Annotated in this window: 18 protein-coding genes; 4 read left to right on the top strand and 14 right to left on the bottom strand. The window is 65.2% G+C overall.

Annotation, left to right across the window (positions count from 1 at the left end; translation table 11 throughout):
* Window positions 1-11: 11 nt before the first annotated feature.
* Entirely contained in the window at window positions 12-1,388 is a 1,377-nt protein-coding gene (locus tag U9J33_RS06485; protein WP_324699012.1) for a deoxyribodipyrimidine photo-lyase, read from the bottom strand.
* Between the two features lie 41 nt (window positions 1,389-1,429).
* Between U9J33_RS06485 and U9J33_RS06480 the strand changes: the two genes are divergently transcribed.
* Window positions 1,430-2,158 (top strand): phosphatase PAP2 family protein, encoded by a 729-nt coding sequence (locus U9J33_RS06480; protein WP_324698650.1) that lies wholly within the window; start codon window positions 1,430-1,432, stop codon window positions 2,156-2,158.
* Here U9J33_RS06480 and U9J33_RS06475 read toward each other — a convergent pair.
* The 3 genes from U9J33_RS06475 to U9J33_RS06465 form a co-directional block, all read right to left on the bottom strand.
* Window positions 2,127-3,017 (bottom strand): metal-dependent hydrolase, encoded by an 891-nt coding sequence (locus tag U9J33_RS06475; protein ID WP_324698649.1) that lies wholly within the window; start codon window positions 3,015-3,017, stop codon window positions 2,127-2,129. The genes U9J33_RS06480 and U9J33_RS06475 overlap by 32 nt on opposite strands.
* Before the next feature lie 78 nt (window positions 3,018-3,095).
* Window positions 3,096-4,109 carry a 2-oxoacid:ferredoxin oxidoreductase subunit beta gene (locus U9J33_RS06470; protein ID WP_324698648.1) on the bottom strand — a complete coding sequence of 338 codons (1,014 nt, stop codon included), beginning with the start codon at window positions 4,107-4,109 and terminating at the stop codon, window positions 3,096-3,098.
* Window positions 4,110-4,132: 23 nt separating this feature from the next.
* Entirely contained in the window at window positions 4,133-6,127 is a 1,995-nt protein-coding gene (locus U9J33_RS06465) for a 2-oxoacid:acceptor oxidoreductase subunit alpha (RefSeq protein ID WP_324698647.1), read from the bottom strand.
* Between the two features lie 269 nt (window positions 6,128-6,396).
* Between U9J33_RS06465 and U9J33_RS06460 the strand changes: the two genes are divergently transcribed.
* The gene (locus U9J33_RS06460; RefSeq protein WP_292635707.1) at window positions 6,397-6,879 is read left to right on the top strand and encodes an RNA pyrophosphohydrolase; all 483 of its coding nucleotides are present in this window, start codon (window positions 6,397-6,399) and stop codon (window positions 6,877-6,879) included.
* A 43-nt stretch (window positions 6,880-6,922) separates the two neighbouring features.
* Here U9J33_RS06460 and U9J33_RS06455 read toward each other — a convergent pair whose 3' ends face one another.
* The 4 genes from U9J33_RS06455 to U9J33_RS06440 form a co-directional block, all read right to left on the bottom strand.
* On the bottom strand, window positions 6,923-7,465 hold the full coding sequence (locus U9J33_RS06455; protein ID WP_185997817.1) for a tetratricopeptide repeat protein: 543 nt from the start codon (window positions 7,463-7,465) through the stop codon (window positions 6,923-6,925).
* Between the two features lie 13 nt (window positions 7,466-7,478).
* Entirely contained in the window at window positions 7,479-8,651 is a 1,173-nt protein-coding gene (locus tag U9J33_RS06450) for an RsmB/NOP family class I SAM-dependent RNA methyltransferase (RefSeq protein ID WP_324698646.1), read from the bottom strand.
* A gap of 37 nt (window positions 8,652-8,688) precedes the next feature.
* On the bottom strand, window positions 8,689-10,146 hold the full coding sequence (gene guaB / locus U9J33_RS06445; protein WP_185997818.1) for an IMP dehydrogenase: 1,458 nt from the start codon (window positions 10,144-10,146) through the stop codon (window positions 8,689-8,691).
* A 76-nt stretch (window positions 10,147-10,222) separates the two neighbouring features.
* On the bottom strand, window positions 10,223-11,770 hold the full coding sequence (locus U9J33_RS06440; RefSeq protein ID WP_324698645.1) for a M28 family peptidase: 1,548 nt from the start codon (window positions 11,768-11,770) through the stop codon (window positions 10,223-10,225).
* 186 nt (window positions 11,771-11,956) lie between these two features.
* Between U9J33_RS06440 and U9J33_RS06435 the strand changes: the two genes are divergently transcribed.
* Together U9J33_RS06435 and U9J33_RS06430 are read left to right on the top strand one after the other, a co-directional pair.
* Entirely contained in the window at window positions 11,957-12,820 is an 864-nt protein-coding gene (locus tag U9J33_RS06435; protein ID WP_324698644.1) for a neutral zinc metallopeptidase, read from the top strand.
* 80 nt (window positions 12,821-12,900) lie between these two features.
* Window positions 12,901-13,551 (top strand): hypothetical protein, encoded by a 651-nt coding sequence (locus U9J33_RS06430; RefSeq protein ID WP_324698643.1) that lies wholly within the window; start codon window positions 12,901-12,903, stop codon window positions 13,549-13,551.
* Between the two features lie 6 nt (window positions 13,552-13,557).
* Here U9J33_RS06430 and U9J33_RS06425 read toward each other — a convergent pair whose 3' ends face one another.
* The 6 genes from U9J33_RS06425 to sdhC form a co-directional block, all read right to left on the bottom strand.
* The gene (locus tag U9J33_RS06425; RefSeq protein WP_324698642.1) at window positions 13,558-15,267 is read right to left on the bottom strand and encodes a M56 family metallopeptidase; all 1,710 of its coding nucleotides are present in this window, start codon (window positions 15,265-15,267) and stop codon (window positions 13,558-13,560) included.
* Entirely contained in the window at window positions 15,264-15,674 is a 411-nt protein-coding gene (locus U9J33_RS06420) for a BlaI/MecI/CopY family transcriptional regulator (RefSeq protein WP_054440364.1), read from the bottom strand. Before U9J33_RS06420 ends, U9J33_RS06425 begins: the two co-directional genes overlap by 4 nt.
* A 58-nt stretch (window positions 15,675-15,732) precedes the next feature.
* Window positions 15,733-16,329, bottom strand: coding sequence for an HdeD family acid-resistance protein (locus U9J33_RS06415; RefSeq protein ID WP_054440361.1), 597 nt, complete (start codon window positions 16,327-16,329; stop codon window positions 15,733-15,735).
* 150 nt (window positions 16,330-16,479) lie between these two features.
* Window positions 16,480-18,300: a succinate dehydrogenase flavoprotein subunit gene (gene sdhA / locus U9J33_RS06410; protein WP_054440358.1), complete on the bottom strand. Its 1,821-nt coding sequence runs from the start codon at window positions 18,298-18,300 to the stop codon at window positions 16,480-16,482.
* Window positions 18,300-18,683 (bottom strand): succinate dehydrogenase, hydrophobic membrane anchor protein, encoded by a 384-nt coding sequence (gene sdhD / locus U9J33_RS06405; RefSeq protein WP_054440356.1) that lies wholly within the window; start codon window positions 18,681-18,683, stop codon window positions 18,300-18,302. The genes sdhA and sdhD overlap by 1 nt, the downstream gene beginning before the upstream one ends.
* Before the next feature lie 12 nt (window positions 18,684-18,695).
* Entirely contained in the window at window positions 18,696-19,091 is a 396-nt protein-coding gene (sdhC, locus tag U9J33_RS06400) for a succinate dehydrogenase, cytochrome b556 subunit (protein WP_132469057.1), read from the bottom strand.
* Window positions 19,092-19,109 lie beyond the last annotated feature (18 nt).

The following is a 19,109-nucleotide window of genomic DNA, read 5'->3' as shown; positions in this document are numbered from 1 at the left end:
AGGTCGTGCCATCAATTGCCTTTCGAACGGGCCCAAGCGGCCAACGCACGCTCCCGTCCGTCGCGGTGCTCGACCAGCTTTGCGGGATAGCCTGCCGGGCGCCGGCCGGCGGGCGGATCGTGGATATCCTGATCGGACAGGTCCTTGAGTTCCGGTACCCATTCCCGAATGTAGGCCGCCGCGTCGAACTTCTCCGACTGCGAGAGGGGCGCCATGATCCGCACGAACATCTGCGCGTCGACGCCGGACCCTGCGGACCACTGCCAGTTCACCGCATTGGACCCGTAATCGGCGTCCACCAGCGTATCCCAGAACCACTGCTCGCCTTCGCGCCAGTCGATCAGGAGGTGCTTGATGAGGAAGCTGGCCGCGATCATCCGGACGCGGTTGTGCATCCAGCCGGTGTGCCAGAGCTGCCGCATTCCGGCATCGACGATGGGATAGCCGGTCCTGCCCCGCTGCCATGCGCGAAGGTCCGATTCGGCCCCCTTGCCGGTGCGCCAGTGCAAGTGGGCGAAGTCCTCCTTCGCCGGGCGACTGCCATATTCGGGCAGTTGCAGGATCACGTTCTGCGCATAGTCGCGCCAGCCCAGTTCGCCGAGAAAGGTTTCCACGGAACCGCCCGCTCCGGCGACCGCGTGCCACACCTGCCCCGGCGAGATCTCGCCGAAATGGAGGTGCGGGGAAAGGAAGGAGGTGCCTTCGACCGAAGGAAGGTTGCGCTGCGCCTCGTAAGCTGCGGCTTCTTCCCGGAAGGCATCCAGCCGCTTGTGCGCACCGTGCTCTCCCGGCTCCCACATGTCCCGCATGCCGCCCGCCCAATCGGGCTTCGCCGGCAGCAGGTTCCAGTCCGCCAGACGGTCCGACGCGGGCCATTCGTCCGGCGCTTCGAGCCGATGCGGACGGGGATGCGGCTCCACCGGCGGCAGGCGTTCGTGCAGCGCCCGCCAGAACGGCGTGTAGATCTTGTAAGGCCGCCCGGAACCGTTCGTCACCGCGCCGGGCGGAACCAGATAATTGCCGTGGTGGAGATGGAGGTCGATCGCCTTGGCTACCGCCTTTTCGGCGTTGCGCCACCAGGGCTCGTAATGGTGCAGCGCGTGAACCGCGGTGGCGCCGGTTTCCCGCGCGATTTCGGCCAGCACATCCTCGCTGCGCCCCTTGCGCAGGACAAGGCGCGATCCCTTTTCACGCAGGGCTGCATCAAGGCTTTCCAGCGAGTGATGCAGCCACCAGCGCGAAGCCGCTCCCATCCGGCGATGCCTGGGGGTCTCGTCATCGAGAACGTAGACCGGGATAACGGCCCCTTGGCTGGCGGCTTCGGCGATGGCAGGCTGGTCCGAGAGGCGCAGGTCGCGCCGCAGCCAGACGATGACGGGGGATTTCATGGAGCCGGAACGCGTATCACTCATGGGCGTTCCCTAGGCCAATGACCCTGTCTTCCGAAAGAACGATCGCTCCGCGTCACCGGATCGACCCGCGCAAGGCGCTGATCGCGGCGCTTGCCTGCTGGTCCACCTTTGCCCTGTTCGCCTGGGCCGTGCCGACCGGCCGAACCGCGCAGTTCGACCGGATCGGCCTGCTGTTCTGGCGCACCGAGGACCTGAGGCCGCTCGGCCCCACATGGCTGCTGGAATGGGTTCGCGACCTGACCGCGATGGGCGGCTTTCTCCAGCTCAAGCTCTACACGATCTGCGCGGTCGTCGCCCTGTTCTGGCTGCGCTGCCGCCGCGAGGCGGTGCTGCTGGCGCTGACGGTGCTGAGCGCCAGCCTCGTCAACATCGGGTTCAAGGCACTGTTCGGCCGCCCGCGCCCCGAAATCCTGCTTCGTCTCACCGAAGCGGGCGGCGCCAGCTTCCCGAGCGGGCACAGCTTCAACGCCGCCTCCACCTACATCGCCCTGGCTCTCGCCTTCGCAGCGCTGAGCCCCCGTGCAAGCGTTCGCCATACGCTGGTTGCCGCGGCCATGGCGCTCAGCCTTGCCGTTGCATGGAGCCGCGTCTGGCTGGGCGTCCACTGGCCGAGCGACGTCATGGCGGGCTGGCTGGGCGGAGCGGGCTGGTCGTTCCTTGCCAGCGCCCTGCTCTACCATCCCGCGCAGACCATGGTTCACGCCGCGGACGAGTTCACCGACCCGGACAACCGGGACCGTCCGTAGGAACTTCCGCCGAGGCGGAGAAACTGTTCTCGAAACGCGGCCCCTCGAAACGCGCGTCGCGGAAGGTCACGCGGGCGGTGCAGCCCCGTCGCTCGATCCCGGCCATCGGCAGGTTCGACCATGCCAGAAACCGCGCGACCTCGAGATTCGCCGCGGCAGCGCGGCGAACCAGCGGATCGGCCATGTTGTCCGGCCGCAACGGTTCGCGCGAAATCAGGGCGTCCGCCTTGCGCAACAGGTCGTATCTGCCTTTCCCGATCATGCCGCCCTCCCGCCAGATCACTTCGCGGCGCCAGAACGCCAGCGGCTCCGGCCCGGCGAATATCCGATCCGCCCTGACACCGGGCGCCTCATAGGCCAGCCGGGCGATGCCGATGTTCGCGGCGATATAGGCCAGGACGACCAGCAGCGAGGCAATCGCGGGCACGGCGCTGCCGGATCGCCTTCTGCGCCAGATGCCCAGCCCCAGCACGATCCAGACCCACGGGTCGATGATGAACAGCCCGTCGGTATGGAACCACGCCCCGCTCATCGGCGAGAACAACTGGACCGCATAGACGTTCTGGAGGTCCAGCAGGGGATGGGTCAGCGCGCCGAGGTAGCATAGTGTCACCAGCCAGCCGAAGTGCATCCGAGGCCCGCGTGCGAACACCTTGCCGCGCTTCGCCTGCCAGCGGTCGAACAGCCAGAGCAGCGCCGCGAGCAGAGGCGGCATGAGCAGCACGCCGCCGACGAGGCCATGAGTGAAGCCCCGGTGCATCGCCAGCGGTGCCCAGGAAGACCAGCCGAAGAATACGTCGATATCCGGCATGTTCGCCGCCAGCACGCAGGCCGCCAGCCCCTTGCGGCTCCGCCGCATGAGACCGGTCTCCGCCAGCGCCCAGCCGACAAGGCTGTGAGTGATATTGTCCAGAAAACGCGACCTCGAGAACGTGGATCAGGAAACCGTCCAAGTCTGGCCGCGCGCGAGCAATTTGCCAAGGTCTGCGGACTTTCCGGCGATCAGGCCCTCCCGCTCCGCGATCACGGCGCTTTCGAAAGTCGGCGCGGGATCGTCGTAAATCACGCCGAGTGCCATGGGAAACGGTCCGAACGGCATCTCGACCAGCATATGCGCAAGCCCGCGATTCCGGGCATTGTGGACCAGCACCCCCGCTGCCTGCCAGTCACCCCCGGCGACCTCGACGACTTTCAGCGAAAACGTATCGGAATCGAGCGCCAGGCCCTTGCTTTCCTTTGCGAAAAGCAGCGGCTCACCGTCCCGGCACTGGACCTGCATGTCCGCCGAGACCGCCTTGGCCGTGAAGTCGTCGAATCGGTCCTTGTTGTAGACTATGCAATTCTGGAAAATCTCGATGAAGGCCGCGCCCTTGTGGCGATAGGCCGCCTGGAGCACTTCGGGCAGGTCTTTCGAAACGTCGTAACTGCGGGCCACGAAGCGCGCGCCCGAACCAAGCGCGAACGCACAGGGGCTCGCCGGGCGGTCCACCGACCCTGCCGGCGATGTCGGCGAAGGCGTGCCGGTGCGGCTAGTGGGAGAATACTGGCCCTTGGTCAGGCCGTAGATCTCGTTGTTGAACAGCATGATCTGGCAATCGAGATTGCGCCGCAGGATATGCATCGTGTGATTGCCGCCGATCGACATGCCGTCGCCGTCGCCCGTCACCAGCCAGACGTCGAGTTCGGGATTGGCCAGCTTTATCCCGGTCGCCACCGCCGGCGCCCGGCCATGGATGGTGTGGAAGCCGTAGCTCTCGACATAGTAGGGGAACCGGCTCGAACAGCCGATGCCCGAAACGAACACGGTGTTCTTCGGATCGGCGCCCAGCAACGGCAGGGTCCGCTGCACCGCCTTCAGGATCGCATAGTCGCCGCAACCCGGGCACCAGCGCACTTCCTGATCCGTTTCCCAGTCTTTCAGCGTCGTCTCGATCGGGGTCATGTCGTTCATGAGGAAGTCTCCGTCCGAAATGCTCAGGGCTGTTCGATTTCGGGCGCGGGAAGCTGGGTTTCGTTGACCGCCACTTCGCCGCCTTCGTTTCCGGGCACCCCGTCGAAGAACCGGAAGATCGCCGTTTCGAGTTCGGCGATCGCGAAAGGCTGGCCGCTCGTCTTGCCCAGCGATACGGCATCCACGAGGAAGCGGTCGCGCAGCAGCGTCTTGAACTGACCGGTGTTCATTTCCGGCACCAGGATATGCTCGAACCCGGACAGCAGCTCGCCCAGATTTCCGGGCAGCGGCCAGATATGGCGGACATGGGCATGGCTGACGTCGAGCCCCAGCCTGCGGGCGCGCCGGACGGCCTGATGGATCGGCCCGAATGTCGATCCCCAGCCGATCACCAGCAATCTTCCCTTCGCCTCGCCCAGGCAGACTTCCTGCGGCGGAACGGTTTGGGCTATACCGTCGATCCTGGCCTTGCGCGCATCCGTCTGGAGCTGATGCACGTCTGGCGCATAGTCGATGTTCCCGCTGTCCACCGCCTTCTCGATTCCCCCTATGCGGTGCATGAGGCCGGGCGTGCCCGGCCTGATCCAGGGGCGGACGCCGCGTTCGTCCCGCTTGTAGGGCAGCACGCGGTCCCCGCCGTTCCTTTCCTCCAGGAAGCGGACGGGGAACGGCTCGAAGCTGTCGGGATCGGGGACTTTCCAGGGCTCGGACGCATTGCCGATATAGCCGTCCGTCAGCAGGATCACCGGCGTCATGTAGCGGGTGGCGATGCGGCAGGCCTCGATGGCGCATTCGAAGGCATCGGCCGGCGAACGCGCGGCAATCACCGGCAGCGGTGCATCGCCGTTACGGCCGTAGACGGCCTGATAGAGGTCCGATTGCTCGGTCTTGGTCGGCAATCCGGTGGAAGGACCACCGCGCTGGGAGTTGACGATCACCAGCGGCAATTCGGTCATCACCGCCAGACCCATCGCCTCACCCTTCAGCGCGATTCCGGGACCGGAGGACGAGGTTACGCCAAGCTGCCCGGCATAGCTCGCCCCGATGGCAGAGCAGATCGCGGCGATCTCGTCCTCGGCCTGAAACGTGGTGACGCCGAACTCCTTCATCTTCACGAGATGATGCAGGATCGCCGAGGCGGGCGTGATCGGATAGCCGCCGAAGAACATCGGCAGTTCGGCCAGGCGGCAGCCGGTGACCAGCCCCAGCGAGATCGCCTCGGCGCCGGTGATCGTGCGGTAGAGGCCCGGCTCGGCAGGCACGGGATCGATATGCAGCTTGCGAAGCGGCCCGGCGATTTCGGCCGTCTCCCCATAGGCGTGTCCGGCATTGAGGGCGGCGACGTTCGCCTGGGCAAGGACCGGCTCCTTCGCGGACTTCGCCGTAAGCCAGTCCACCAGCGGCTGCCGGTCACGATCGAACATCCACAGCGCGAGGCCAAGCGTCCACATGTTCTTGCAGCGCAGCGCCTCCTTGTTGCCGAGGCCGAAAGGCTTCACCGCTTCGAGCGTCAACGCCGAAATATCGAATGCCAGCACGTCCCATCTGGCGAGACTTCCGTCTTCCAGCGGGTTCTCGGCATACTTCGCCTTTTCGAGATTGCGCCTGCCGAACTCGCCCGTGTCGATGATGACCAGCCCGCCGGTCTTCAGCGCATGGATGTTGGTCTTGAGCGCTGCCGGGTTCATGGCAACGAGCACGTCCGGCGCATCCCCCGCCGTGGTGATCTCGCTCGAGCCGAAATTGATCTGGAATGCCGAGACCCCGAACAGCGTCCCTTGCGGTGCCCGGATTTCGGCGGGGAAATCCGGGAAAGTGGCAAGATCGTTCCCGGCAAGCGCCGTGGAGAGCGTAAACTGCCCCCCGGTCAGCTGCATGCCGTCTCCCGAATCGCCGGCAAAGCGCACGACCACCGCTTCCACGGCCGGTGCATCCGGCGCTCCGCCCGCCGCGCCGGAGAAGATGCCCTTATCCGATGAGCCCGATGAGCCCTTATCCGATGAGATTGTCGCCATCATCGTCCTCTCCCGGGAATGCCGGTCTTGTGCCGACGGCTTGTTTTCCCGTTCGCAAGACTATGCCCGCTCGGTATCGACGCAAAACGGAAAAATGCTCAGGGCCACAAATAGCCCCGCCCCCCAAATCGGTTACCGGGGATGGAAGCATAAATCGCACTGGCAATGCGAGCGCCCTTGGGCCATTCTGGAGTCATGCGATCCGCTCCGGTAATCCTGCCGCCGATTTCCGAATGACGCTTCTCCCAATCACCATGGAATCCCGCTCACCGATGAAAGACTTCGCGTCCCTGCCCTACCGCCCCTGTGTCGGCGTCATGCTCGTCAATTCAGACGGCAAGGTCTTCGTCGGCAAGCGGATCGACACCAAGGAAGGCGACTGGTGGCAGATGCCCCAGGGCGGCGTCGACGAGGGCGAAGACCTGAAGGCCGCGGCTTTTCGCGAGCTTTGGGAGGAAACCGGCGTCACCGAAAAGCACGTCACCATCCTGTCGCACACGCGGGAAGAGCTGCTTTACGACCTGCCGGACGAACTCATCGGCAAGCTGTGGAAGGGCAAGTATCGCGGCCAGCGCCAGACCTGGTATCTGGCACGCTTCGATGGCGCCGATGCCGACATCGACCTCGACGCGCACAAGCCGGCCGAGTTCTGCGAATGGAAGTGGATCGACGCCGAACTGCTTCCAGAGCTGATCGTGCCCTTCAAGAAGCGTGTCTATCGGGCCGTTCTGGAAGAATTCCGGGCACTGATCTGAATTTCCGGCCTGCCCGAACCGGGCACGCCGCAATTCCCCAAACTCAGTTTTCCGAAACGGCCGGCTTCGCGGTCACCGATTCGGCGCTGACCATGCGCGTCGACGGCCCACGGGCGATCGCTGCCGCCAGCTTCTCCGTCTCGGCGCAATCCTTGCCGCAGAGCGTCTGGAGGCGGGCGAGATTGCGATTCGCCTTCTCGGTCGCGCCCTTTTCGGCAAGCGCGATCCCCTCTCCGGCGATGGCCGCCACATTGCGCGGGTCAGTACCAAGCGCGACGCGGTAATAATGCAGGGCCTTGCCCTGGAGCCCCTGCCCGCGAGTGGCGTCCGCCAGGGCGAGAAGAACCGATACATTGCCGGGCTCGACCGTCAGCGCCGCCTCGTAGGCATCGATCGCACCGTTGAGATTACCCGCCTCGGCAGCCGCGCGGCCCTCTCCCATGAGCATTGCCGTGCGCGGGTCGAGAGCCGCGACGGGCGCTGACAGGATGGCGCTGGAAGAAACGGCAACAACAAGGGAAAGAGCAATCGCGGCAGGCGTGTAACGCATCAAAATGTCCTTGGCCGAGGGCTTCGTCCTCATCATGACCGCGACGCTATCACAGGCGTTCAAAACGCGCGACGAAAAAGCCGTCGGTACCGTCGTGCCACGGAGAGAGGCGCAAACCGGGGCCACGCGGCGTTCCGACGGGCAGGTCGGGCATCGCCGCAGACCAGTCCGGATGCCGCTTCAGGAAGCCTTCGGCCTGCTTCGCGCCTTCCTCGTCCAGCAGCGAACAGGTGACGAAAACCAGCCTTCCACCGGGCTTCACGAGCTGCGCCGCAATATCGAGCAGGCGCGACTGGGTGGCGACGTATCGGCCCAGTTGCGCCTCGGTGAGCCGCCAGCGCGCCTCGGGATTGCGGCGCCAGGTCCCGGTTCCGGAACAGGGTGCATCCACCAGCACCGCATCGGCAGCCCCTGCAAAGCGTTGCAGCGCCTGAAGTTCCTTGCCCGGATCGAGCAGAACGGTTTCGATGCCCGTCGCCCCGGCACGCTCCGCGCGAGGCGCAAGGCGCGAGAGGCGTGTCCGGTCGGTGTCGCAGGCCACCAGAGCGCCGGAATTGTCCATGGCTGCCGCCAGCGCCAGGGTCTTGCCCCCTGCCCCTGCGCACAAGTCCATGATCGTCTCGCCCGCACGGGCGGCAACCACTTCGCACGTGAGCTGGGAGCCGGTGTCCTGCACCTCGATCGCGCCCTGAACATAGGCTGCGGACTGTTCGATGCGGGTTTCCGGCGGATAGCGCCAGCCGTTGGCGGCCACCGATCGCTCGCCGCCCTCCGGCAAGGCAAGGCTTGCGGCCTTGAGCGTATTGACGCGGATGTCGAGCGGGGCCCGGTCCAGCAAGGCCGCCGCATCTGCCGCGGCGACACCGCTGGCGGCGAAGCGTTCCACCAGCCATTGCGGAGCCAGACCGGCCTCCGCAACGGGTTCTCCCGCCACGATCGTGGCCGGAGAATGGCCCGTACCGTCAAACAGGGCGGCAACTTCCCGGTCTTCCGCAGCCACCCGCAGCATGGCCGCCCGGCCCGTTTCCGGTACTTCGCCGCAGGCCCTGATCGCACGGTAGGCAAGCTCACGAACGGCGCGCCGGTCCTTGCTGCCTGCAAATCGGCGCGTACGGAACCAGTCCCCGATCAGGCGATCCGCCGGTGCGCCGTTGGCGCGTGCGGCGGCGATCACCTGATCGAGAATCTCGATCGCCGCCTGTACTCGTGCGCCCGGCGTCATCCCCCAGCCCTCGAACCGATGTCGAAACCTGCGGCGATCAGCGCGTCGGGTAGTTCGGCGCCTCGCGGGTGATCGTCACGTCATGGACGTGGCTTTCGCGCAAGCCGGCATTGGTGATACGGACGAACTGGGCGTTCTTGCGAAGGTCCTCGATGGTGGCCGAACCGGTATAGCCCATGGCCGCCTTCACCCCGCCCACGAGCTGGTGAATGACGTCCTTCGCGGGGCCCTTGTAGGCTACCTGGCCTTCGATACCTTCGGGAACCAGCTTCATCTGGTCCTTGATGTCACCCTGGAAGTAGCGGTCCGCCGAACCGCGGCCCATGGCGCCCACCGAACCCATGCCGCGATACGACTTATAGGCACGGCCCTGGTAGAGGAACGTCTCGCCCGGCGCTTCCTCGGTACCGGCAAGCATCGAGCCGACCATGATGGTCGAGGCGCCGGCGGCCAGTGCCTTGGCAGCATCACCCGAAGTGCGCAGGCCGCCATCGGCGATGACCGGGACGCCCGCCTTGTCGGCTTCTTCCGCGGCATCCATGATCGCGGTCAGCTGCGGCACGCCGACACCTGCAACGATGCGCGTGGTGCAGATCGAACCCGGCCCGATGCCCACCTTCACGCAGTCCGCACCCGCGTCGATCAGCGCGCGCGCCGCTTCGGCGGTGGCGATGTTGCCGGCGATGACCTGTGCCGAATTCGACATCTTCTTCACCCGCTCAACCGCGAGCGCCACGTCCTTGTTGTGGCCGTGTGCCGTGTCGATGACGACAACGTCGCACTCGGCCGCAAGCAGCGCCTCGGTGCGGGCGAAGCCCTTTTCGCCCACGGTCGTCGCAGCGGCGACGCGCAGGCGGCCGGCGGCATCCTTGGTGGCGTCGGGGTAAGTGACAGCCTTCTCGATGTCCTTGACGGTGATCAGGCCGACGCAGCGGAAGTCATTGTCGACCACCAGCAGCTTCTCGATGCGGCGGGCGTGCAGCAGGCGGCGAGCTTCGTCCTGATCGACGCCGACCCGCACCGTGGCGAGGTTCTCATGCGTCATCAGTTCGCGCACGGGCTGCGCCGGGTTGGCTGCAAAGCGCACGTCGCGATTGGTGAGAATGCCGACGAGCTTGCCCGAGTTCTCCACCACGGGAATGCCGCTGATCCGGTTGGCCTGCATGATCGCCTGCGCTTCCCCCAGCGTGGCATCAGGCGAGATCGTGATCGGATTGACGACCATGCCGCTTTCGTAGCGCTTCACGGCGCGCACGGCAGCGCACTGTTCCTCGATCGTGAGGTTGCGGTGAAGCACGCCGATTCCGCCGAGCTGGGCCATGACGATGGCCATGTCGGCCTCGGTCACGGTGTCCATCGCGGACGAGATCACCGGGATGTTGAGCGAGATATCGCGCGTAAGGCGGCTACGGGTATCGGCCTGCGTCGGGACGATGTCGGACTTCGCAGGACGAAGCAGTACGTCGTCGAAAGTAAGTCCGAGCTGGATATCCATGAGCGCCACCATAACCTTGTACCGGGGAGAATCGTGGCGGCCCATGTAATCAAAGGGGGGCGCTAGTGCTAGTACCTCATTTCACCGTCTTGTCGGCCGGCGCGGCACGCGTTGGCGCGGAGCCCGCCGGCACCCGGCGCAGATCGCCGAACCAGCGGCCGAGCGCGGTCAGCATCTTCACGTCCTCCACCGCGCCGCCAAGCTCCAGCGGCTTTGCCATATGGGCCAGGTCGTCGCTCGGCCGGTGATAGTCTCCATCGAAGAAGGCCCGCATGCGGTCGATGTCACCATAGGCCGTGGTAACCATCACCGCCGGAATATCGTGCTGCAACAAGGCCCAGCCGTCCTGGCGGCGCATATATTCGTTGGCGTCGTCATTGGCGCGCAGCTTGACCTTCTCGGCCTTGGCGACCTTGGCGATTTCCGCATCGAGGCCGGTCAGCCCGCGGCCGACGATGGCAAAGGGCGTGCCTTTCGGCGCGATCGCATTGGAATCGATGTTGAATGCCGCCACGATCTGGCCGGGCGGAAGCGGCGGGCTTTCCGCAAAGGCATGCGCGCCCAGCAGGCCAAGTTCCTCGCCGGTGGTCGCCAGGAAATAGACATCGCGATCGAGCTGCTGCCCGCGCGCAAGACGCCGGGCCACTTCGGTCAGCGCCGCGAGGCCGCTGGCATTGTCTATCGCGCCATTGCAGATCAGGTCCTCGGCCGGAGCCTCCCCGCATTCGCCGAAATGGTCCCAGTGCGCAAGGAACAGCACGGCCCCGGTTTCGGGACGGCGCCCCGGGAGCTTGCCGATCAGATTATGCGTGCGGATCGTCGTCTCGCGCGTGGTCGCCTCGAAAGACCCGGTCACATCAAGCGCCACCGGCACGAAATCGGGCTTGGCCGCCAGTTGCTCCAGATCGTCGAGCGAGCGTGACGTGCCCTTGAGCAGCGCGGTCATGGCCTCACGGGTGATGAAGGCTTCGAGATCGCCGCCGAGAGAATCGTCAGACAGCGCATAACCCGAACGCTGGCGCCGCGCGGCAACCTGATCGAGGCTGCGATCGCCGTCCAGCACCGTCAGCACGGCGGAAGCGCCAAGCGCGAGAAGGTCGTTCTGGCGTTCGCCATCGGGCGTATCGCCGTCGAGCACCACCGCCACGCGGCCGGCAAGTTCGGTGCGCGTATAGTCCCGCCCGCGCCCCTTGCCGAGGAACAGCAGCGGGACATTGCGCACGAGACTGCGCTTGCCGGAGGTCAGCACCAGAACGCCGTCGGGGGAAACGGTGCTTCGCGCGCCCTTGCGCAGGAACCGCGCCGCGGAAGCGGAAGGTTCGCGCGCGACCAGCGTGACCGGCGCGAACCACTCATGCCCCGGATCGTTGGTGCCCGATACCAGCCCGATATCGAACCATTGCTTGCCGAGATAGCGCAGGGTCTTCGCCTCGCCGTCGGTACCGGGTTCGCGGCCGTCGAAATCGTCGCTCGCAAGCACTTCGATATGGGCGCGCAGCCGGGCGGCCAGTTCCTGATCCGCCCGGGATATCGCCGAAAGCAGCGGATGCCCGCTGACCAGCACCGCGCCGAGCGCCGCCGCGCCAACCGCACGAGCCAGTCCTGCCTTGAATCCCCTGTTCATCGTGTCGATGCCTATACGACGGATTTCGGCAGGCGGTTAGCATTTCCCGCGCACGCACAGAGGCATGACAGCATTTGTGGCCGGATGGCAACGCTGGAACCTCACGCGCCAAAAGCGATTGAACAGGACTTGAGCCTGTGGCTACTCTCAACGGCCCAGGACGGCTGACGGAAAGGATCCTTCGCGATGCGGCTCGATGAGTTCGACCCCGACAATATCCGCGTCAGCCAGGGGGGAAGGAGCTTCCCCGGCGGGCGCGGCGGCAAGATGGGCTGCGGCTCGCTGGTGATCGTGCTGATCGGCGCGCTCGTATTCGGCGTAGACCCCGCGCAGATGCTCGGTACGCTGGAGAACGTACAGCAGCAGCAACCCGCGTCCGTCCAGCAGGACGTGCCGCAGGACACCACGGCGACCTGCAAGCAGAACGCCTACTCGCTGGAATCCTGCAATGCGCTCGATTCGCTCAATCGCACCTGGCAGCCCCTGTTCCAGAAGGCCAACATCGCGTTCGAGCAACCGATGCTGCGCTTCTACAACGGCACGGACAGGTCGGGATGCGGCGCGGCGCAAAGCGCGATGGGCCCGTTCTACTGCCCGGCGGATCAGGGCATCTATATCGACACCAGCTTCTATGACGAGCTTGAACGGCAACTTGGCGCCAAGGGTGACTTTGCACGCTACTACGTGGTCGCTCACGAATATGGCCATCACATCCAGCACCTGCTCGGTATCGACAGTCAGGTCCGGCAGGCCCAGCGCCAGAACCCGCAGCGCGCCAACTCCCTTCAGGTCCGCATGGAACTTCAGGCCGATTGCTATGCCGGCGTCTGGGTGGGCAGGAACAAGGACCGCATCGAGCCGGGCGACATGGAGGAAGGCATGACTGCCGCCAGTGCCATCGGCGACGATACCCTGATGAAGAACGCCGGCCAGCGCGTGAGCCCTGAGAGCTTCACGCACGGCTCCAGCGCCCAGCGCATGGAATGGCTCAAGCGCGGATTGGAAACAGGGAACGAGGACGCCTGCGACACGTTTAACGATATGAAATGATTTGAACCCCAGGCTGGCGCTTTCCCTCCCATCCGCATGGCTGGCGGCGATGCCGCCGGCTGGGCGGACAGGAGGACTCAATGCGCCATTTCATGATCGTTGCGGCTCTGGCGGGTACGCTCGCGGCGACTTCGGCCGAGGCACGCCAGGACAAACCTATCACCAACAAGGACCCGGATGTGGTGGATGTCGCCAAGACGCCGGTGACGGACCTCAACCTCGACAAGACCGAGATTCCGCCCACGCTGATCGCCGCATTGAAAAAGCCTTACGACCTTTCCTCGATGCGCGGCTGCAGGCAGATCAGCGCCGCCGTCTCCGAACTCGACCGCATTCTTGGTCCGGATCTGGACTTGCCCCAGGAAGCGCGCGACCGTGTGAGCACCGGGCGAGTGGCGAAATGGGTCGTCAGCTCGTTCATTCCGTTTCGCGGGTTGATCCGGGAGATTTCCGGCGCCAACGCCCAGGAACGCGCAGTCCTTGCCGCAATTCAGGCGGGTGTCGCAAGGCGCGGCTTCCTGAAGGGGGTGGGCGCGGAACGCGGCTGCAAGTACCCGGCCTCCCCCGCCACGCCCGCGATCATTCAGGCAAAGGCGCTGGAACGGCATAACAGCGACGAAGAGAAGAGCGATGCCAAGGCCGATCCCAAGCCGGCCGGGAAGGACGCGAAGGCCACTGGGCAGGGCGAGGTGACTTACACCTCGCAGCCCGTGGTCCAGCGGGTGCCCTGATACGGCCTAGATGCCCTCTTCGTTCAGCGCGGCCCGGCGGGTGTCGGCCATTTCCTTGTCCAACTCCGCAAGTATCTGGCTACGCACCATGCTGTCGAGATTGCGGTTAGCCGCAATTGTTGCCCGCGCCGATGCGATGGCCTTCAATGAAACTTCGGCGGTGTGCTTGGGTGCACCCGTGCAGATCAGCACCGAGGTGGAACGGTTTCCATTCCTTGCGTGGGCGGAAGACCGATGCGTGTCTGCCGGGCAGGTGCTGTCGAGCGTCATGGTGTTGCTGACGTCCCGCTTGCCGCTTTCGTCCGTGCTGACGATTCGAATGGTCTGGATCCGGCCGTCCGACGAGGTGGACTGCTCGACCTTCGGCACACGCCGCATGGCTCTGGCCATGGCGGCATCATGATCGGCCCGGGCAAGCGCACGGTCCGCCGCAGCCTGCCATGACGGCGGCGGAGGCGGCGGAGGAGGCGCCGGGGGTGCCGGGGGCACCGGGGGCGCAGAACGCACGGCCTGCGCGGACGGCCAGGGCGCAGCAACAGGGCGCGGCGATGCGGCGGACGGGAGAGGCTCGGCCGCTTCAGAGATTTCCGCCGGTTCAGAAGTCCAGGTGCCATGCTCTACTGCAGAAGCCGCCTGAGGCTCCGCGGGAGCATCGGGTACGACGGGTGCGCGCGGCGCCGCCGGCTCGGCCGCAGGCATTTCAGGTGCAGGCGGAGCCTCGGGCTCTTCCATCGCCGCATAAGTGACCGTGGCGGTGCAGGGCACGGAAACGATCGCAAAAGCGAAAAGACTACGCGCAACCACGCGCCTAGCCGGCGAGACCTCGGCCGAGGCAAGCGCCTTCAGGCGCTGAATGATCGGCTTTTCTCCTGCCAGCGTACCGGCGATCGGCGCCGCCAGCGTCAGCCGCGTTCCTGCAGCGAACGAGGCGATCACGCGGCCGTAACGCGCACGCATCTCGCGGTTGCACCCCGACATGACACGGGCGTCGCAGGCAGCCTCCTGATCCGCACGCAGCGCGCGCCATGCAGCCCAACCCAGCGGGTTGAACCAGTGCAGCGCGAACAGCGGCTGCAACACCATCAGCGCAAGCAGGTCGTTTCCGGCGTGATGTTCGAGTTCGTGCGCAATCGCGAAGTCGGAGCTTTCCGAATCGACCGTCGCCAGAAATCCGCGGGGAAGCGCCACGACCCTGTCCGTCACCCCGAACGCCAGCGGCGCCCCGGCTGCCGGCGTCTCGACAATGCGGATATCGCCTGCCCGCGCCACTTGCCGCGCATCGGCGAGCAGTTCCTGCTTCATCAACCGATAATTGCGAACCCTGAGCGCAAGGAAAATCACCGCTCCGGCCAGCCAGATAGTGATCGCCAGATTGCCCCAGGGTATCTGGGCCAGCACTCCGGGCTCGATAGCGGCAACCGGGACCGAAGCACCCGCATCCGCGACGGGCCCCGCGATTGGTGCCTTAGCATTGGCGAGCGCCGCATCAACGGCAGGAAGTGCGTTCGCCGTTGTCTGTTCGACCACGATATCGGGCCTGGTGAAGAGCCCCCGTGGCAGCGCCAGCGGCGGAAGAACAAGCCTCAGGACCGGCAAGGCCCATAGCGCATAGGCAGCGGCAGGACCGAACCAGCGCGATACCGGGCGGCGGACCAGCAGAACCAGCGCCATGAGCGCACCGGTCATGACGAGCGTATCGGTAAGCCATTCAATCATGACTTCAGCTCCTTCAAGAGCGCTTCGATCTCGGCGATATCATTCTCGGTCAATGCGTCCGCTTCGGCAAGATGCGCAAAGAGCGGTGCGGCCCTCCCCCCGAACAGGCGGTCGACCAGCCGCCGGCTTTCAGTGCCGACATAAGCCTCACGCGCAATGCTGGGAGAATAGAGAAAACGCTTGCCGTCGGGTTCGGTCGTCACCGCCTGCTTGGCGACCAGTCGCGAAAGCAGGGTCTTGACGGTCGCCAGGGTCCAGCCGCGCGGTTCGCAGACCTTTGCGCAGACTTCCGCAGCCGTAAGCGGACTGCGGGACCAGAGCGCCTCCATCACCGCATGTTCGGCATCCGAGATACGCTCGGGCGGCTCAGCCGACTGATCCGAATTGACCGACACTCTGGCCTCCATCGTTTACACACGTAATCGACTACGTTTGTAAACATGAATGCCAGATTAACGGGAGCGGTCAAGCCTGCGCCGACTTGCGCAGTGTGAGGGCGAGCATGATGAGGAACACACCGCGCACGACCAGACTGACCATGATGATTATCGCCAGGAAGGCAAGACCGATACCCGGTGAAGAGAACAGCAGGACAAACCCCAGCAGCACGTCGAGAACGCCGAGGAACAGACGCCATCCCTTGTCGTGCCGGGCCTTGAGCGCGAAGGCGATCTGAAATCCACCCGAAACGAGAAGCCACGCACCGATAGCCCAGACGAGCGAAAGCGCGCCCGCAACAGGATTGACGAGCGCAAAGACGCCCGCGATCAGCGCCAGCAGCCCCAGCAGGATTTCCACCCAGCGCGCTCGCTGCGAAAGCGATGTCCAGCCGGAAGCAATGGCAGCGATCCCGTAGATAACCAGAACTACGCCCACGAGCAGCCCGGTCGCCACTCCTGCAACAAGCGGGCGGGAAACCACCAGCAAGGCAATGAGCATGAGAAGAACACCGTAAGCCAGCACCCAGCCCCAGGCCTTGCCAGAGGCCTGCTTCAACGAACTGACGAGGGGATCGTTTTCCACGTTCGGTTCGAGCAACGGGTCCATCTCGGTTCGTGTCATGCGCCTGCCTCCTGCGTTGGCGGGGTCTCTGCAAGAAAATGCCCAGAAACCCGATCGGTTGCAACGACACGGGCAATTGTGAACGCAAAAGGGCGGCGCACCGGATGCCGGTACGCCGCCCTTTTCGATTTCAGCTGGCTTGGGAGAAGCTCAGTACACGCGGGCCTTGGGCTTGATGTACTGCACGTCTTCCGTGAGCGTGTATTCGTGGACCGGGCGGTAATCGAGACGGATTTCGCCGCCCTTGCCGCCCCAGCCGTTGAACCAGCCGACGGTGTGCTTCATCCAGTTCGCATCGTCGCGGTTCGGGAAGTCCTCGTGCGCGTGGGCGCCGCGGCTTTCCTTGCGCGCCTGGGCGCCGTGCAGAGTGACCGAAGCCTGCGAGATCAGGTTGTCCAGTTCCAGCGTTTCCACCAGGTCCGAATTCCAAATCAGGCCGCGATCGGTGACCTTGATGTCCTGCATGCGCTCATAGGTCTTGGCGAGCTTGTCCTTGCCTTCGACCATGAGTTCATCGGTGCGGAACACGGCAGCGTGTGCCGACATGGTGCGCTGCATTTCGGTGCGGACTTCCGCCGTCGGCGAACCGCCGTTGGCGTTGCGGAAGTGGTCGAGACGGCCCAGCGCGAGATCCGCCGAATCCTTCGGCAGTTCCGCCTGATTGACGCCCGGCTTGACGATCTCCTTGAGGCGGTGGCCGGTGGCGCGGCCGAAGACCACGAGGTCGATCAGCGAGTTCGAACCCAGACGGTTGGCACCGTGAACCGAGACGCAGGCCGCCTCACCCACCGCGAACAGGCCCGGCACCACGGTGTCCGGGTTGCCGTCCGGTCCGATGGTGACGACTTCGCCGTGATAGTTACAGGGAATACCGCCCATGTTGTAGTGAACGGTGGGAACGACCGGCAGCGGCTGACGGGTCAGGTCGACGCCTGCGAAGATCTTGCCGCTTTCGGTGATGCCCGGCAGACGCTCGCCCAGCACCTTGGGATCGATGTGATCGAGGTGCAGGTAGATGTGGTCCTTGTGCGGGCCGACGCCGCGGCCTTCGCGGATTTCCAGCGCCATCGAGCGCGAGACGACGTCGCGCGAGGCGAGATCCTTCGCGGAAGGCGCATAGCGCTCCATGAAGCGCTCGCCTTCGGAGTTGGTCAGGTAGCCGCCCTCGCCGCGCGCGCCTTCGGTGATGAGCACGCCCGCACCGTAGATGCCGGTGGGGTGGAACTGCACGAATTCCATGTCCTGCAGCGGAAGACCCGCGCGCAGGACCATACCGCCGCCGTCGCCGGTGCAGGTATGGGCCGACGTGGCGGTGTAGTAGCTACGTCCGTAACCGCCCGTCGCCAGCACGACAGCCTGCGAACGGAAGCGGTGGATCGAACCGTCATCCATGCAGAGCGCGATCACGCCCACGCACTTGCCGCCGTCCATGATGAGGTCGATGGCGAAGTATTCGATAAAGAAGTCCGCGTCGTACTTCAGCGATTGCTGATAGAGCGCGTGCAGCATGGCATGACCGGTACGGTCGGCAGCGGCGCAGGTGCGCTGCACCGGCGGACCTTCGCCCATGTTCTGCATGTGGCCGCCGAACGGGCGCTGGTAGATCGTGCCGTCGGCATTGCGGCTGAAGGGCACGCCGGCGTGCTCCAGTTCGTAGACCGCCGCCGGGGCTTCGCGCACCATGTATTCGATGGCGTCCTGGTCGCCCAGCCAGTCCGACCCCTTGACGGTGTCGTACATGTGCCAGGTCCAGTGGTCCGGCGAGTTGTTGCACAGCGAGGCGGCAATGCCGCCCTGCGCCGCAACGGTGTGCGAGCGGGTCGGGAAGACCTTGGTGATGCACGCGGTGCGAAGGCCGGCTTCGGCCGAGCCCATGGTGGCGCGCAGACCCGAGCCACCGGCGCCGACGACGACGGTGTCATAGGTATGGTCGATAATCTTGTAGGCAGGGCCCGAGGCGTTTTGGGTCATCAATGGGCTCCCAGCGCGAGACGAATGACGCAGAAGACGCCGAAAGCGATGCCGGCGCAGGCGGAAAGGTTCAGCGCCGCGATGCAGGCGAACTTGTTGGCGTGATCGTGGACATAATCCTCGACGACGACCTGAAGCCCGATGCGGGCGTGCCAGAAGGTGGTCACGACGAGCAGGATCATCGCCACGGCGGGAACCGGGCGTACAATCCACTCGACGACGGTTGCATAGCTCAGATCCGGCAGCAGCAGGATCGAGACCACGAGAAACAGCACCGAGAGAAGGTTGCCGATGGCGGTGAAGCGTTGCAGCAGCCAGTGGTGAACACCGGTCTTCGCCGAACCGAGGCCGCGAACGCGGCCGATGGAAGTTCCGTTACCCATATTTCCCGTTCCTCAGCGAAGCAGCAGGATCGCCCAGAAGGCGACGGTGAGGATCACACCCAAGACCGGCGAAAGGATCGACCAGGTCTTGTTGATCGTCAGCTCGAACCCGGCGCCGACGTCGAGGGCGAAGTGGCGAAGGCCGCTCATCATGTGCGTGAAGAAAGCCCAGGAAATGCCGACGAGAACGACATAGCCGATCGGCGTGGTCATCGCCCAGCTGAACGTCTCGTAGGCGGCAGGGCCACCGGCGAGCGCCCCGAGCCACCACAGCAGCACGGCGAGGCCGGCGAATGCCATGCCATCACCGGTCACGCGGTGAAGAATCGAGACGAACATGTGAGGGCCCCAACGCCAGATCTGGAGATGGGGCGAAAGCGGACGGTTCCTGGTGCCGTCTTTGGCCATGGCTCTTTCGAATCCCTT

This window comes from Novosphingobium sp. RL4 (genome assembly GCF_035658495.1).
Classification (GTDB): Bacteria; Pseudomonadota; Alphaproteobacteria; order Sphingomonadales; family Sphingomonadaceae; genus Novosphingobium.
The sequence above is the reverse complement of the archived record's forward strand: the minus strand, read 5'-3'. Positions and strand labels throughout refer to the sequence as shown.